Here is a 14085-nt window from a genome sequence, read left to right on the forward strand (position 1 = left end):
GTGATCAGGTCACGTCGCCGTCCTCGGCGTGCCCGCCGTCCGCGGGCGCGCCGACGATCCGCCGTTCACCGCCTGCATCCAGCTCGGCCCGTGGCCTTTTGGCCCGCTGGGCTGTCGAGGAGCATTCATGCCGACCACTCATCAGGGAACCGGCCGACGCCGCCCGTCCGACCGGTTGCTGACCGTCCTGACCTGCCCCCTGTGCCCGTCCGACCTGGAGCGCGCCGACGGTGCGCTGCGGTGCGCGGGGCGGCACACCTTCGACATCGCCCGCCACGGATACGTCAGTCTGCTGACCGGCCACCGGCGCGCCGCGAGCGCCGACTCCGCCGACATGGTCAGGTGCCGCAGCGCCTTCCTCCGGGCCGGGCACTACGACCCTCTCGCCCGCGCCCTCGCGGGGCTCGCCACGGAACTCGCCCCGCCCGACGGCGTCGTACTGGACGCCGGGGCGGGCACCGGTCACTACCTCGCGGCCGTCCTGGACGCGCTCCCCGGGGCCATGGGGCTCGGACTGGACAGCTCGGCGCACGCCCTGCGCGCCTCGGCCCGCGCGCATTCCCGCGCCGAGGCCGCCGGCTGGGACGTCTGGCAGCCGTGGCCCGTCCGCTCCGGCTGCGCCCACCTGGTGCTCAACGTCTTCGCCCCTCGCAACGGACCGGAGTTCCACCGCGTCCTCCGGCCGGACGGCGCCCTGCTCGTCGTCACGCCCAGCGACCGGCACCTGCGCGAACTGCGCCGGTCGGTGGGGCTGCTGGCGGTCGACCCCAGGAAGGAGGAGCGCCTGCAACGGACGTTGGCGGACCGCTTCCGGCACGAGCGTGCCGAGTCGCTGGAGTACACCATGAGCCTCACTGCCGAGGACGTCGCCGCCCTGGTGACCATGAGCCCGGCCGCGCGTCACGTCGGTGAGGCGGAACTGCGGCGCGTTGTCGGGGAGTTGGCGGCTCCGGTGCGGGTGACCGCCTCGTTCGTCGCGTCGGTGTACCGGCCGCGGGAGCGTTAGGAGGCGGTCCCGGGGCGCCCTGTCGGTGCGGTCTCGTCCATGCGCTCCTGCTGCGCGGTGGTGAGCGTGCGGATCATGAGGGCGGCGGTTCCGGCCGCCGCCACGATCACCATGTCCGCGGCGAGCAGGGGCAGGACGTCGGTGTAGGCGCGGGCGATGACCTCGTCGGTGGAGTCGGCGTAGACGAGGCCCACGCCGCCGGCCAGACCGGCCAGCCACAGGGCCCACCACCAGTTCACGACGGCCGGCAGCCGCCGGTCGGGGAAGACGGAGCGGTGGGCGTCCGCGACGATGCCCCGGGGTATCCACAGGTTCACGACGGGGACGATCCAGGCCAGGATGAGCCACGGATACCCGTACCGCGGTTCCGTGCCCGAGAGGGCACGGGCGTTGTCGCGGACGCGGTCCAGCCAGAGCAGGAACGCGAGCGCGCAGAGCAGCGTGACGGCGCCGCCCCAGGAGCTGACCAGGTGGTAGGAGTCCTCCAGGGCGGTCAGCGGGCGGTGTTGGCCGCCGCCCTGGTCCGGCGGGCCGGACGCCGGCTGCCCGGCCATGGCGAGCCGGACGTGCCAGACCGCCCGGGCCGCCCAGGCCAGCGCGGCGAGGGCGAGCGCGGCGACGGCGCAGCGGGCCGCGCCACGGACCGGGCGCAGGGCGGGGCCCGGGGGCGGGTCGGGGGCCTTGCCGGAGACGGGAGTTTCTTGATCGCTCACCCGGTCATCCTGTCGTACCGCTCACCCGTTCCTGGCCACCAGCCCCACCGCCCGGCCCTGCTCGTCCCAGCGCACCTCGAGGACGTGGTCGACGGCGTCCCGGTCGAGGGGGCCGTACACGTGCGGGAACAGGGTGCCCGCGTCGACTCCGGGCGGCGGGGCGGGATCCGCCGCCTCCCACTCCACCCGCGCGGTGAGGCGGGCCTCGTCGAGGGCGAGCACCAGCAGGGGCCGGGGCGCGTCCCGGTAGAAGGCGTTGACGACGGCGAGCGTGGTCGGCTCGTCGGGTGAGCAGTGCACGAAGCCCTCCTCGGCGAGGGAGGCGGGTGCGTACGGACCGTCGGGGGCGGCGTTCCAGTCGGTGAGCGGTACGGAGTGGTAGATCATGGCCCCCGTTATAGGCCACTCGGGGCCCGGGGGCCTGTGGACCTGGAGATCTCTGGCCCGGGACCTCTAGAGCCCCAGGGCGGTGATGGTCCGGGCGGTGGCTTCGGCGATCAGGGCGTTCGAGGGTTCGGCGTCGTAGCCGGGCCGGTCGGTCATGACGGCCAGGACGAGCGGTTCGGTGCGGGGCGGGCGGACGATCGCGATGTCGTTGGCCCTGCCGTAGTTGCCCGTGCCGGTCTTGTCGGCCACCTGCCAGCCCTTGGGGAGTCCGGCCCGGATGCGGCGGGCGCCGACCGGGGTGGCGTTGTGCGAGAGCCAGTCCGTCAGCAGCGCGCGTTCACCAGCGGGCAGGGCCGTGCCCAGGAGCAGCTTGTGGAAGTCGGTGGCGACCGCGCGGGGGGTGGTGGTGTCGCTGGGGTCCTCCGGCGGTACGTCGTGCAGTTCCGGTTCGTAGTGGTCCATGCGGCTGACGGTGTCGCCGAGTCCGCGCAGATAGGCGGTGAGCTTCGCCGGGCCGCCGAGGTCGCGCATGAGCAGGTTGCCGGCCGTGCCGTCGCTGTGGCGGACGGCGGCGTCGCAGAGCCGGCGCAGCGTCATGCCGGTCGCGACGTGCTTCCCGGTGATCGGCGTGGTGGACCTGAGGTCGGCCCGCGTGTAGGTGACGCGCCGGTCCAGGCCGTCGAGGGAGCGGTGGTGCAGGACCGCCGCGGCGGCCAGGGCCTTGAAGACCGAGCAGAACGCGAAGCGCTCGTCGGCGCGGTGGACCGCCGTGGCGCCGGTGCCGGTCGCGAGGGCGTAGACGCCGACGCGGGCGCCGTACTCGCGCTCCAGGTCCGCCAGGCGCGGGCGGTGGACGGGCGGCGCGGTGGTGCGGCGGCTCGGCTCCGGGGCGGGCCGGGTGGTCGCGGTGGCCCGGCCCGCACGGTCGGTGTCCCGGCCGGCCGTGCCGCATCCGGCGAGGGGGAGCGATGCCGCGGCGGCCAGGAAGGCGCGGCGGGACGGGGCGGGCGCGTCGGCGGGCATGCGTCGTGTTCCTCTCACTCGGAGTCGCCGGGGACGGCGGCCAGCAGACCGCGGACGACGGGCCCGGCGGAGCCGCCGCCGGTGACGCCCTCCTCGACGACACAGGCGACGGCCACGTTGCCGCGGTGCGCGACGAGCCAGCCGTTGTTGTCCTGGTCGTCGGAGACCTCGGCGGTGCCGGTCTTGGCGCCGATCTCGCCGGGCAGGTCGGACAGGACGCGCGCGGTGCCGTCGGTGACGGTGGCGCGCAGCATCTGGCGGAGCTGGGCGACGACCCCCTCCGGCAGCGGGGTCGTGCTGGTCGTGTCCTCGTTCCCCTCGGTGAGCGAGGGCTGGTGGAAGGTGCCGGAGACGGCCGTGGCCGTGACGGACGCCATGATCAGCGGGTTGGCCTGCACCCGGCCCTGACCGATCATCGAGGCGGCCTTCTCGGTCTTGTCCTTCGGCACGGGCACCGAGCCGTCGTACGACGGTGCCCCGACGTGCCATTCCTGGCCCACGCCGAAGTACGTGCGGGCCACATCGCCCAGTTCCCCGTCGCCGAGCCGGTCGCGCAGGCTGATGAAGGCGGTGTTGCACGACTCGGTGAAGTCCTTGTGGAAGGTGGCGCCGGGGTGCTCGGACAGCTCCACGTTCTGGAACCGCTTCCCCACCGTGAGGTACTTGGGGCAGTCCACCACGTCGTCCGGTGCGACGGCGTCCTTGAGGAGCAGGGCGCTGCTGGTGACGACCTTCCAGGTGGAGCCGGGCGCGTAGGTGCCGGACAGCGCGCGGTTGAAGCCGGACGACGGGGAGTTCGCCACGGCCAGGATCTCGCCGTCGTCGATCCGCAGGGCGACGAGCGCGGCGTTCTTGCCGTCGGCGTGGGCGGCCAGGGCCTTCTCGGCGGCGGCCTGCCAGTCGGCGTCGAGGGTCGTGCGCACCGGGCCCGCGTCCCGGACCGTCCGCGCGCCGAATGTGGCCTCCGTGCGCTCGGCCTTCCCGGTGCTCCGGTCGACCAGGTGGATCGCCCCGCGCGGGCCGGTGCCCTCGCCGCCCCCGCCGAGCCGGGCCATGACCGGCCCCAGGGAAGGAAATTCCGCACCCGACAGGGCCGTTCCCTCCCGGTCGGTGACCTCGGGGGGCTTCGTCTCCTCCCTTTCGAGGCGGAACTTCTCGGTGTCGCTCAGGCGCGGGTGGACGAGGGAGAGCTTCCAGTCCACCTTCCAACTGCCGTCGCTCTGCTCGCGCAGCGGCAGCTTCGACTCGTAGGTCCAGGTGCCCAGGCCCTCGACGGGCATCCGGGCGGTGAACGGGACGGTGACCGTGCCGTCCTCGCCCTCGGCCGCGGACTCGGCGGTGAGCTTCGGCTTGCTGATGTCGAGGCCGGTGGTGAAGCTGTCCAGCACCCGCTGTGCCGTGCCGGGACTGGTCGTACGGCCGGCCGCGCTCGGCAGCCGGCCGGCGGCCCAGTCGGCGAGGAAGGCGCGGGCCTGTTTCCCGGCCGCGGGGTCGGGTCCGGTGTCCCGCTCGAAGGGACCGAGACCGGCCGCGAACGCCCCGCCGGCGGCGACGGCCAGCACCACCGCGCCCGCCGTGACGGCCCGCAGGGCCGTCCGGCGCGGTCTGCGACTCCCGGTCGTGACACTGGTGTGGTCGTGGTGATCCATGCCACGAGAACAGCAGCGTCCGGGCATCTTGTCCAAGACCGCTATCGATCTCGGATCAATATCGAACCGATATGCTTACTGCTCGTGGACCTGGTGCGGCACCTGGAGTGCTTCGTGGCTGTTGCAGAAGAGTCACACTTCGGCCGGGCCGCGGCTCGTCTGGGCATGGCCCAGCCGCCGCTCTCGCAGCGCATCCAGCGCCTGGAACGGCACCTGGGAGTCCGGCTCTTCGAACGCACCAGCCGCCAGGTCGCCCTCACCGAGCCCGGGGCGCTGCTGCTGGCGGAGGCACGGGAAGTGCTCGCCCGCTCCGAGGCGTTCATGGCCACCGCGCGCCGCATCCGGGACGGCGAGACCGGCCTGCTGCGTGCCGCGCTGCCGCCGGACCTCTCCGGGGAGACCGTCGCCGCGCTGCTGGCGGGCTTCACCGGCGCGGGCGCGAGCGGCCTGGAGCTGGAGCTGCACGAGCTGTCCACCGCCCAGCAACTGGAACGGTTCGCCGCGCACGAGCTGGACGTCGGACTCATCCACCACCCCTGCGACGTCTCCGGGCTGGAACTGGGCCCGGTACTGCGGCGCGAACTGGGCGTGCTGCTGCCGCGCGGCGCTGCGGCGGCCGGGCTCGACGAGGTACCGCTCGCCTCCCTCACCGGCCACGACCTGATCCTCTTCCCCCGCGCCGGTGCCCCCGCCGTCTACGACGACCTCCTGACCACCTGCGCCCGCAACGGCTACACCCCACCCGCCGTACGCCACGCCCTGGGCTCCAGCTTCGTACGCGGACTGGTGCTGTCCACGGAGGCGGTGGCCTTCGGCCCGCGGGACACGCACGGGCAAGTGAAAGAGGGCGCCGAGGCCGCAGAGGGCGTGGACACGGAAAAGGGGGTCGTATGGCGCCCCCTCACCGGCGCGCCGCTGGCCCTGCGGCACTCCGTCGCCTGGCCCTCGGGACGCGGGGACGCCGCCGTGTCCGCGTTCGCCGAGGCCGCCACACACGCGCTGCGCACCACCGCCGGCGCGACCCCCGACCTGCCTGCCCGCCCGCTGCACCTGCGCCCGGCATCGGAGTACTGGCTGTGACCGACGCCCTCGCCCGCATCCACGCGGCCTTCGCCGACGCCGGGGTCACCGGCCGGCTGCACGCCGTCGACATCGACAGCGGCGCGCAGCTCGACGCCGGGGCGGACCGGCCGGTCTGCACCGCCAGCGTCCACAAGCTCTGTCTGCTGGTCACGCTCCACGAGCAGGCCGCGGCGGGGATCCTGGACCTCACCGAGCAGATCGAGTGCCCGCCCGAAGGCCGCACCGCCGGCCCGACGGGACTCGCCGCCATGCTCGACGGCGCCCGGCTGTCGCTGCGGGACCTCGCCTATCTGATGATGTCCGTCAGCGACAACGCCGCCGCCGACCTGCTGCTGGCCCGCGTCGGTCTCGACGCCGTCAACCGCACCACGGCCCGCCTGGGCCTCACCGGCACGCACGCCGTCCACACCTTCGGCGAACTCCTCGCCACCATCAAGGAGGACGCCGGCCCCGGCGGCGCACGGTCGCTGGCCGACCCGCACGTCGTCGCACGGCTGCGGGCGCTGGACCCGGCCCGCACCAACCACAGCACCCCGCGTGACATGACGCGGCTGCTCGCCGCCGTCTGGCGCGACGAGGCGTGCACGCCCGAGCACGGCGCGGCCATCCGCCGGGTCCTCGGGCTCCAGGTGTGGCCGCACCGGCTGGCGTCCGGGTTTCCCTTCGACGACGTCCACGTGGCGGGCAAGACGGGCAGTCTGCCGACCGTGCGCAACGAGGTCGGCGTGGTCGAGTATCCCGACGGCGGCCGCTACGCCGTCGCCGTCTTCACCCGCACGGCCCGCACCTCCGCCCTTCAGCCCGCCGCCGACGCGGTCATCGGCACGGCGGCCCGCCTGGCCGTGGACGCGCTGCGGGCCCCCCAGGCAGGACCGAGGGGGGCCTAGGGCCTGTCGTTTGGATCACGCCGCAGACGCGGGGTCGACCAGCACCGTCAGTTTCCTGCGGCCTGACCCAAACGACAGGCCCTCCGCTTGGACTCAGAGCTGGAATTCGGCCGGGGACAGCCCCAGCGTGGCGCAGGCCTCGCGCAGGACCGTCGCCTCGGCCTGGGAGAAGTGGCCGTCGGCACCGGCGATGACCATGCCGGTCTGGATCACGGCCCGGGCCTCGGTGGGCTTCTTGGCGGCCTTGGCGATCTCCTGCATGGCCTCGGCCTTGCCGTGCTGGAAGTTCATCGTGAGCTGGTCGACATGCTTGTTGAAACGCTGCCGCAGCTGCTCCGGCGGGAAGTTCTGGAGCACGTCGTTGCTGAGGATCATCGACTCGACCTGCTGCCGCTCGGCGGGATCCACCTGCCCGTCGGCCGCCGCGACCAGCGCGCACACCGCCATGCTCGCGTCCCGGTAGGCGCCGCTCTTCAACTCGGTCTTCAGCGAGCCGAGCTGCGTCTTCAGCACACCGATCAGCTGGGCCTTGCTGCCTCCGCCGGACCTCGTCCCCCCGCTGTGCCCACCAGTGGCGCCACGCCCGCCCTGATTCTGCTGGAGAGCCTTGGCCTGGTCCTTGAGCTTGTCCCAGACTGCCATTGAGTCACCTCGGTAATCGTCGGAAGTCATCTCGCGAACCCGCTCCCGCGCGCTCACTGGCCCAACGCCCGACCCCCGGGCAAAGGTTCCGCAAAACGCGCACCTCTCTCCTCACCTGTTTCCCCGGCGCCCGAAACGGCGACTGCCCGCACCCGGTGATCGGGTACGGGCAGTCGCGGTGACGCGTGGTGTCAGGCGCTGTGCCGCCGCGTCACGCGTCGTCGCGCGAGCGGAGCCTCAGGCGCGGGGCGAGGCGGAACGCCGCGAAGCCCACCGTGGCCAGGGCCGCGGCCGCCGCGAGGAGGAGGCCGATGCCGCCGGCGCCGGTCGAGGCGAGGCTGCCGCCGTCGAGGTCCGTCGACGTGCCGCCCGTGGTCGAGGAGCCGGTGCCGCCGGTCGTGCCCGAGGTGCTCGCGCTGGGCGACGGGCTCGGGGACGCCGAGGCGGTCGGGTCGGCCGAGGGGCTCGGGGACGCCGAGGGCCCGTCACCCGCGACGACCTCGACCGCGAACTGGGCCATGGCATCACCGACCGACGCGGCGACGGTGTACGTGCCCGTGCCCTCACCGGCGGTCAGGGTCGGCGCCGTGGCCTTGCCCGAGTCGTCGGTCCTGACGCGGACGACCTGCTCGCCGTCCTCGAAGCGGGGGGCGTCGTCGCTGTCGTCCTCGACCCGGAACTCGACCTCCGTGCCGGCCGGTGCCGTGGCGCCCGACTTGGCCACACGGGCCTGGAGGGCCTCCGTGAAGTCCTCGCCCTGTTCGGCCTGCTGGTCGTCACCGCCCGCGACGGTCACGGTGTAGGACGACTTCTTCACCTTCACGGTGAAGACCGTCGAGGCGCCGCCGGCCTCGGCGCGGACCGTGAACGCGCCTTCCTTGTCGTCGCCCATCCGGAGCGGCGCGGACCGGGCGCGGCCCCGGGCGTCGGTCGGCACGGCCAGCTCGGTGGTGTCGGCGCCGCCCTTGACGAAGAAGGAGGCGCCGAGCTTGTCCGGGTCCTCGACCGTGAAGGTGACGGAGGCGTTCTCGACCGGGTTGCCGGCCTTGTCCCGGGCCACCACGGCCACCGGGTCCGCGCCGCCGCCCGGCGGAACGGTCTGGCCGCCTCCGGAGACCTGGGTGAGCTCCGCGATCGCGGAGGTCTTCCACTGGAAGACGATCCGCCCGTGGCCGGAACGGTCGGTGTTGACGCCGCCCTGGGCGATGCCGCCGCGCCCCGATTCGTCGGAGGCCTGCCAGAAGGGGTCCTTCTCGGCCGGGGCCTGGGTGCGGTCGCCGCTGAGCAGCCGGGCGCCGGTCACCCGGCCCGGGTCGACGTAGCTGCTGCCGCCCGCCCCGCTGCCGGCCGTGCCCCGGGCCTCGTCCGTGCCGCCGCCACCGCCGCCGCCCGCGTAGCCGGCACCGCCGCCTCCGCCCTCGCCGCCCGAACCGGAGCCGCCCGCACCGCCCGCACCTCCCTTGCCGCCCGCGGACGCGTCGCCGCCGGGGGAGCCGTTGCCGCCGCCCGCGCCGCCGGTGGGACCGGCCGCGCCCTTGCCGCCGCGCTCCGGCTTGCCGCCGTCCTGGCCGCGCTCGCCGCCACCGGGGCCGCCCTGGCCGGACTCCGGGCTGCCGTACCCGCCGCCGCCACCACCGGCGGCGATGAGCAGCGGCTTGCCGTCGCCGGTGCGGACACCGCTGCTGTTGCCGCCGACCGCGGCGCGCTTGCCGCCGCCCGCGCCGCCGAGCGCGTCACCGAAGCGCTGGACGCCGACCGCGAGCGACAGCCGCTCCCCGGGCGTGACGCTGAGCGTGCCCGCGGTGTAGCCGCCCGCGCCGCCGTTGGCGGAGGGGGTGCCCTCGCCGCCCTGGCCCCAGGCCCGCACGTCCAGCGCCGTGACGCCGGCCGGGACCTGGAACTCCTCGCGGGCGCCCGTCGGATCGAACAGCCGGCAGCCGGAGAACCCCTCCGTCGGCGTGCACGTCTTCCCGGCGAGGGCCGCGCTGCCGGCGGCCGTGGCGACCGGTACGCCCGTCAGGGCGGTGCCGGCGGTCAACGCCACGAACGTCAGAGCCGCGGCACCGCGCCGGAATCTGGCGCGGCGCAGCACGACGGAATCGTGATGCATCAAGGAAACTCCCCCACTTGTCACAAGCTCCTCCCCTGGGAGCCGTGCAACGCTCGATCAGAATCGAACAAGACCAGTGAGACAGCTGATCAAAGTTGAGGCTCATAGGCAACGGAGAATCGGCCATGTGACGGCAGAAAGCGGTCACGTCGGAACCACGCCGGCCAGCACCAGCGGATAGACGAGGTAGCCGAAGCGCGTGGCCGGCATAGCCGACGGCCGCGCACCCACCCCACACCCGGTGGGCGGGCAGCGTCGTCACCGTGGCCAGCGCGAGCGCGAACACCGCCGACCCGGCCCAGTAGAGGCCGTCCCGGCGCGCTCCGCGCGGGGTCTGTCGCGGGCCGTCCCGGTGACGGAGCGCGCGCGGGGCGGGGACCGCCGGCGCGCTCGACGCGGACCGGAACTGAAGGGCCATGGCCGTACTCCTGTGACAGGGCGGAGGGACGGGCCCTCACTCACCCCTGTCACGGGGTCGAGGACCGGCCCTCAATCTCCTGCCGGGACCGCTCCCGCCACCTCGGCCGAACGGCCACCCTTCGCGACCACGCGAGCCACTCCCTCGGCCGAAGGGCGGACCCGAGCCGGAGTTCGCCGTCGATCGCCGTGGGCCCCACGTCGTCGGGAGCGAGGCGCTCCCTCCGCCGCTCCGGCCAGGCCCTGCACGTCGACCCCGCCTCCACCGCCGGATCGGCTGCTGACCCGCCACCCGGGCGGGAAGGCCGGGCCGGGCTCCCGAGCGGCACACGCGGGGACGCGACGGCCCGGACCGGCCTTCCACTGCCCGCAATCTGCCATCCGGCGCCCCGCGCCGCCTCTCGGACGGGCCCGAACGAGGACGGCCGGGCGAGGACCGGCCGGGCGAGACTGCGATGATGCGGCCCATGTCGACCCTCGCCACCCTCGCGGTGCTGGCTCTCGCCGCCCTCCACGCCTACATCCTGGTGCTGGAGATGTTCCTGTGGACCACTCCGCGAGCCCGCGCGGCCTTCGGCACCAGCGTTGAGTTCGCGGAAGGCACGAAGGCCCTGGCCGCGAACCAGGGCCTCTACAACGGTTTCCTCGCCGCCGGCCTGCTCTGGGGCGCGGTGGCGTCCGACCCGGTGGGGTTCCAGGTCTCGGTGTTCTTCCTGGTGTGCGTGGCGGTCGCGGGGGTGTACGGCGCGGCCACCGCCAGCCGGAAGATCCTCTTCGTCCAGACCGTCCCGGCCCTGGTCGCCCTGGCGCTGGTGCTGCTCGCGCACTAGCGCCCGGCGTCACTCGCCCTCTGTGACGGCCCGCTCCATGAGGCCGACCGCCTCCGCCTCCGTCGTCGCGGGCGGCACCACCAGCAGGTCCCAGCGGCCCCGGCCGGGCGCGAGCAGGCAGACGGTGTCCGGGGTGGTCGACGAGTCCCTGCGGCCCACGTGAACCTCCTGGCCGGCGAGGTCCAGGTGCTCCGGGCAGTCGAGCCAGGTGTCCCCGTGGACCAGGACGCTGCTGATCCGGCCCCACGAGCGTGGCAGCACGGCCAGCAGCCCGGGCAGTTCCGCGGCCAGGTCGTACGACCGGGGCCACCACGCCCCGTCGATACGGCGGGCCGTGCGGCCGAGGCGCGGCTGGACCGCGAGTCTCAGCCGGACCTCGGAGGGGGCCGGGAAGGGCGGCGAGGGCGAGGAGGCGGACGTCATCGGGACTCCTGCTGCGAACGGGGGGGCGTGGCCGGGAGACCGCCGGCCACCGGTTGCGGAATACCCCCGGTTCTTCCACCGTACGCCGGAGAGCGGCACGGGAGCCGGGGCCGCCCGCACCGCCCGGGGTCGGTCAGAGGCCGTAGCGGCTCTTCAGATGGCGCCAGAAGTCACGCAGCATCCACTTGTCGAACTCGGTGATCTGCGTGGCGCTGCCCGCCTTCATCAGGAAGCAGCACTGGCCGGTCGGCGACCAGTCGTAGAAGTCGTCGAGGCCGAAGGTGTGGCCGACCTCGTGCAGGTAGATGTGGATGTTCTCCTGGTTCAGGGCACCGGTGAAGTACTCCTGGCCCATGCGCTGGCCCCAGTCACCGCCCGCGCCGCCGCCGAAGCCCTTGGTCAGCCACAGCGACTGGTCGTAGTGGCGGGCGGCGCCGCCCGGGCACTTCGAGTAGTCGCCGTCCTGGTGGAAGAAGCGGCCGCAGTCCGGGGCGCACTGCGGGGCGCCGCCGCTGTCGAGGATGCCGGTGTAGATGTCGACGGAGTTGTCGGTCCACTGGAGGGTGGAGCGGTTCTTCACCGCCCAGCCGACGATGTTGACGGGGACGTTCGTGTACGGCCAGGCGTTGTGCCCCTTGCCGTTCTCGGTCATGGCCGTCATCCACTTGCCGAACTGCTTCTTCAGCGCGGCGTGGATCCGGTCGCGCAGGGCGGCGCTGACCGGGGCGTCGGACTCCCAGCGGACGCAGTAGTTGACGCTTCCGCGGTTGGCCATGACCTGGTCCCAGCCGTAGTTGCGGAAGCCGTACAGGTTGCCGTAGGTCGACTCGACGTGGTTCCACACCTCGTTCAGGGGCTGGACGAGGTGCGCGGGCGGGTTCCACTCGTCGGCGGCCTGCGCCCTGCCGCTCGCCATGCCGGGGGTGGCCAACGCGGCCGCCAGCACGGCGAGCACGGTGAGCAGCCGTGCGAGGTGTCTGCGCATGGTGATCTCCCTCGTGTGGGGGGACGGGGTATCACCGTCTGGTCGTCGCAGGCCCCGCGAAGGTTGCCCGGCCCCGGGGCGGATGCCCAGGTCTGGACATTGCGGGCGCTTTATCGCATTACGTCGGCGATAATCGGAGCATGAGTACGGCAACGTATGAACTGCTGGCGGCGTCCTCAGATCACGCGGTCGCCGTGACCATCGCCTTCATCGGCGGGGCGGTCATCGCCCTCGCGCTGATCTGGTCCGTGCGGGTCGGCATGCGCGTCATGGACAAGGACACGCACCACCCCGCTCCCGAGGAGCAGCCGCACCTCCCGGACGGCGGGCCGGTCCGGGAGATGCGGGAGATGCGGGAGCCCGACGAGATGCCGGTCGTGACGCGCGACGGCGAGCGGCTGCTGCCCCATGAGCTGCACCACGCGAGCACCAGGACGGGCAAGGACCAGAAGCCCCGCCGCTGGCTGCCCGGATCCAGCGGATCGTTCGGCGGCGGCGGCATCGGACACACGTGACGCCGCGGCCTCGGACACACGTGACGCCGCGGCCTCGGCATACGTGGCGCCGTGAGGCCGTAAGACGTCCGAAGGTGTCGGAAGGGAACCAGGGAGGCGACATGGCTGCTGCCCGCCACCGGACGCGCTGGGCGACGGGCGGTGCGGCGCTGGCGCTCGCCCTGTCCGCCGTGCTCACCGGCTGCGGCGGCGACAGCCCCGCGGACACCGCCCGCAAGGCGGAGTCGGCGGTCGGGTCGATCGCCTCGCAGGCCTCCGAGGCCGTGGAGTCGGCCACGGCGGAGGCCGGACGCCGGCTCGACGACATCAGCGGCGGCATCGACGTCAAGGGCGATGTGAAGGTCGGCGCGCCCACCGTCGGCTCCGACGACCGGGCCCGGGCCGAGGTCACCGTCGACAACACCGACGACTCGGCCAGGTCCTTCGCCGTCCAGGTCGACTTCAACGACGCCGGGGGCCGCCTGATCGACACGGTGATCGTCACCGTGGAGCACGTGCAGGCGGGCGACTCCGCCACGGCCACCGCCCGCAGCACCCACGACCTGTCCGGCGAGGTCCGGGCCGAGGTCGCCCGGGCCGTGCGCTACTGACCGGCGCCGGCGTCCGCCACCGAGATGTCGATCTGCTCGCTCATGGCGCTCACCCCGTTCAGGGTGGCGACGGCCTGGAGCCGGTTGGCGCCCGCTGGGAACGCCGGGCCCGGGGTGCAGGCCCAGGTGCCGGCGGGGGCGGCGGTGGTCACGCAGATCTCCCGGTCGTCCTTGTCGCGGACGCTGATCCGGGCGCCGGGGTGCGCCGTACCGGCGATCGGCGGCCGCACGTCCAGCGGCACGCCGGACAACGGGCGGGTCAGCGTCGGCCCGGCCAGCCCCACGGTCACGGCACACCGGCCGGCCGCCTGCCGTACGCCGTGCGCGTCGGTGATCAGCAGGACGCAGTCGCGCAGCCGCGTGCCGGGCACGGCGTCCGCGGGGACCGCGAGCACGAAGGGGAACCGACGGCCCTGCCCGGCCGCGTCGCCGGTGACGGTGTACGTCCCGCTGCGGCCGTCGGCGGCGACCCGGCCCAGGTAGCCGGGCGCGTCGAGCGGCGTGGCCGTCACCCGGGCGCCCCGGGGCGCCGTCAGTGTCAGCGTGGCCCCCGGCGCCGTGCCATGGGCGCCCGCGACCTCGACGATGCCCTCCCGGCCTGGTGCGATGGTCGCGGCACCCCACAGCTCACCGTCCCGGGCCGCCGCCGACGGGCCGGGCAACGCGAGCACCCCCGCGACGACGGCCCCCGCCACGGCTGCTGTCTTCCTGGACCTGTTCATGGCGGGCGGGGCTCCCTGTGCGGACGTCGACGGCACTCCGCCTGCGATTCTCGCCGGGCCTCCTCGCAGGTGGCACCTGTTGCTGGGCCGTGCGGGTGGCGGA

General features: G+C 74.1%; 15 protein-coding genes. 6 read left to right on the forward strand and 9 right to left on the reverse strand.

Going from position 1 to position 14085, the window contains the following annotated elements; genetic code table 11:
- Positions 1–127 precede the first annotated feature (127 nt).
- Positions 128–1006: a putative RNA methyltransferase gene (locus ABFX81_RS09235; RefSeq protein ID WP_086855405.1), complete on the forward strand. Its 879-nt coding sequence runs from the start codon at positions 128–130 to the stop codon at positions 1004–1006.
- Here the strand turns inward: ABFX81_RS09235 and ABFX81_RS09240 are convergent.
- The 4 genes from ABFX81_RS09240 to ABFX81_RS09255 all read right to left on the reverse strand — a co-directional run bounded on the left by ABFX81_RS09240 (position 1003) and on the right by ABFX81_RS09255 (position 4778).
- On the reverse strand, positions 1003–1719 hold the full coding sequence (locus tag ABFX81_RS09240) for a DUF4328 domain-containing protein (protein ID WP_346137899.1): 717 nt from the start codon (positions 1717–1719) through the stop codon (positions 1003–1005). The genes ABFX81_RS09235 and ABFX81_RS09240 overlap by 4 nt on opposite strands.
- A gap of 21 nt (positions 1720–1740) precedes the next feature.
- Complete coding sequence (locus ABFX81_RS09245) at positions 1741–2106, reverse strand: DUF952 domain-containing protein (protein ID WP_086850374.1); 366 nt, start codon at positions 2104–2106, stop codon at positions 1741–1743.
- 66 nt (positions 2107–2172) lie between these two features.
- The gene (gene bla, locus ABFX81_RS09250) at positions 2173–3129 is read right to left on the reverse strand and encodes a class A beta-lactamase (RefSeq protein ID WP_086850375.1); all 957 of its coding nucleotides are present in this window, start codon (positions 3127–3129) and stop codon (positions 2173–2175) included.
- Positions 3130–3143: 14 nt separating this feature from the next.
- Complete coding sequence (locus ABFX81_RS09255) at positions 3144–4778, reverse strand: penicillin-binding transpeptidase domain-containing protein (protein WP_086850376.1); 1635 nt, start codon at positions 4776–4778, stop codon at positions 3144–3146.
- An 84-nt stretch (positions 4779–4862) separates the two neighbouring features.
- Between ABFX81_RS09255 and ABFX81_RS09260 the strand changes: the two genes are divergently transcribed.
- Positions 4863–5858 carry a LysR substrate-binding domain-containing protein gene (locus ABFX81_RS09260; protein ID WP_086850377.1) on the forward strand — a complete coding sequence of 332 codons (996 nt, stop codon included), beginning with the start codon at positions 4863–4865 and terminating at the stop codon, positions 5856–5858.
- On the forward strand, positions 5855–6748 hold the full coding sequence (locus tag ABFX81_RS09265) for a serine hydrolase (protein WP_086850378.1): 894 nt from the start codon (positions 5855–5857) through the stop codon (positions 6746–6748). Before ABFX81_RS09260 ends, ABFX81_RS09265 begins: the two co-directional genes overlap by 4 nt.
- 93 nt (positions 6749–6841) lie before the next feature.
- Here ABFX81_RS09265 and ABFX81_RS09270 read toward each other — a convergent pair whose 3' ends face one another.
- Both ABFX81_RS09270 and ABFX81_RS09275 read right to left on the reverse strand, forming a co-directional pair.
- Positions 6842–7390 carry a tellurite resistance TerB family protein gene (locus ABFX81_RS09270; protein ID WP_086850379.1) on the reverse strand — a complete coding sequence of 183 codons (549 nt, stop codon included), beginning with the start codon at positions 7388–7390 and terminating at the stop codon, positions 6842–6844.
- Positions 7391–7601: 211 nt separating this feature from the next.
- The gene (locus tag ABFX81_RS09275; RefSeq protein ID WP_086850380.1) at positions 7602–9500 is read right to left on the reverse strand and encodes a hypothetical protein; all 1899 of its coding nucleotides are present in this window, start codon (positions 9498–9500) and stop codon (positions 7602–7604) included.
- 884 nt (positions 9501–10384) lie between these two features.
- Here ABFX81_RS09275 and ABFX81_RS09280 point away from each other — a divergent pair.
- Complete coding sequence (locus ABFX81_RS09280; protein WP_086850389.1) at positions 10385–10747, forward strand: DUF1304 domain-containing protein; 363 nt, start codon at positions 10385–10387, stop codon at positions 10745–10747.
- A 9-nt stretch (positions 10748–10756) separates the two neighbouring features.
- Here the strand turns inward: ABFX81_RS09280 and ABFX81_RS09285 are convergent, their stop codons facing one another.
- Both ABFX81_RS09285 and ABFX81_RS09290 read right to left on the reverse strand, forming a co-directional pair.
- Positions 10757–11170 carry a DUF5994 family protein gene (locus tag ABFX81_RS09285; protein WP_086850382.1) on the reverse strand — a complete coding sequence of 138 codons (414 nt, stop codon included), beginning with the start codon at positions 11168–11170 and terminating at the stop codon, positions 10757–10759.
- Positions 11171–11303: 133 nt separating this feature from the next.
- Positions 11304–12155, reverse strand: coding sequence for a hypothetical protein (locus ABFX81_RS09290; RefSeq protein WP_086850383.1), 852 nt, complete (start codon positions 12153–12155; stop codon positions 11304–11306).
- Positions 12156–12295: 140 nt separating this feature from the next.
- Here ABFX81_RS09290 and ABFX81_RS09295 point away from each other — a divergent pair, with 140 nt between their 5' ends.
- On the forward strand, positions 12296–12670 hold the full coding sequence (locus tag ABFX81_RS09295; protein WP_086850384.1) for a DUF6479 family protein: 375 nt from the start codon (positions 12296–12298) through the stop codon (positions 12668–12670).
- A 101-nt stretch (positions 12671–12771) separates the two neighbouring features.
- Positions 12772–13260 carry a hypothetical protein gene (locus tag ABFX81_RS09300; RefSeq protein ID WP_086850385.1) on the forward strand — a complete coding sequence of 163 codons (489 nt, stop codon included), beginning with the start codon at positions 12772–12774 and terminating at the stop codon, positions 13258–13260.
- Here the strand turns inward: ABFX81_RS09300 and ABFX81_RS09305 are convergent.
- Positions 13254–13982, reverse strand: coding sequence for a hypothetical protein (locus tag ABFX81_RS09305; protein WP_086850386.1), 729 nt, complete (start codon positions 13980–13982; stop codon positions 13254–13256). The genes ABFX81_RS09300 and ABFX81_RS09305 overlap by 7 nt on opposite strands.
- Between the last annotated feature and the right edge of the window lie 103 nt (positions 13983–14085).

The sequence above is a fragment of the Streptomyces coeruleofuscus genome, assembly GCF_039532725.1.
Classification (GTDB): Bacteria; Actinomycetota; Actinomycetes; order Streptomycetales; family Streptomycetaceae; genus Streptomyces; species Streptomyces coeruleofuscus.

Bases quoted from the DNA above. Each gene is read 5' to 3' on its own strand.
- ABFX81_RS09235 (WP_086855405.1), top strand. From the start codon at position 128: ATGCCGACCACTCATCAGGGAACCGGCCGACGCCGCCCGTCCGACCGG.
- ABFX81_RS09245 (WP_086850374.1), bottom strand. From the start codon at position 2,106: ATGATCTACCACTCCGTACCGCTCACCGACTGGAACGCCGCCCCCGAC.
- bla (WP_086850375.1), bottom strand. From the start codon at position 3,129: ATGCCCGCCGACGCGCCCGCCCCGTCCCGCCGCGCCTTCCTGGCCGCC.
- ABFX81_RS09255 (WP_086850376.1), bottom strand. From the start codon at position 4,778: ATGGATCACCACGACCACACCAGTGTCACGACCGGGAGTCGCAGACCG.
- ABFX81_RS09270 (WP_086850379.1), bottom strand. From the start codon at position 7,390: ATGGCAGTCTGGGACAAGCTCAAGGACCAGGCCAAGGCTCTCCAGCAG.
- ABFX81_RS09275 (WP_086850380.1), bottom strand. From the start codon at position 9,500: ATGCATCACGATTCCGTCGTGCTGCGCCGCGCCAGATTCCGGCGCGGT.
- ABFX81_RS09280 (WP_086850389.1), top strand. From the start codon at position 10,385: ATGTCGACCCTCGCCACCCTCGCGGTGCTGGCTCTCGCCGCCCTCCAC.
- ABFX81_RS09285 (WP_086850382.1), bottom strand. From the start codon at position 11,170: ATGACGTCCGCCTCCTCGCCCTCGCCGCCCTTCCCGGCCCCCTCCGAG.
- ABFX81_RS09290 (WP_086850383.1), bottom strand. From the start codon at position 12,155: ATGCGCAGACACCTCGCACGGCTGCTCACCGTGCTCGCCGTGCTGGCG.
- ABFX81_RS09295 (WP_086850384.1), top strand. From the start codon at position 12,296: ATGAGTACGGCAACGTATGAACTGCTGGCGGCGTCCTCAGATCACGCG.
- ABFX81_RS09300 (WP_086850385.1), top strand. From the start codon at position 12,772: ATGGCTGCTGCCCGCCACCGGACGCGCTGGGCGACGGGCGGTGCGGCG.
- ABFX81_RS09305 (WP_086850386.1), bottom strand. From the start codon at position 13,982: ATGAACAGGTCCAGGAAGACAGCAGCCGTGGCGGGGGCCGTCGTCGCG.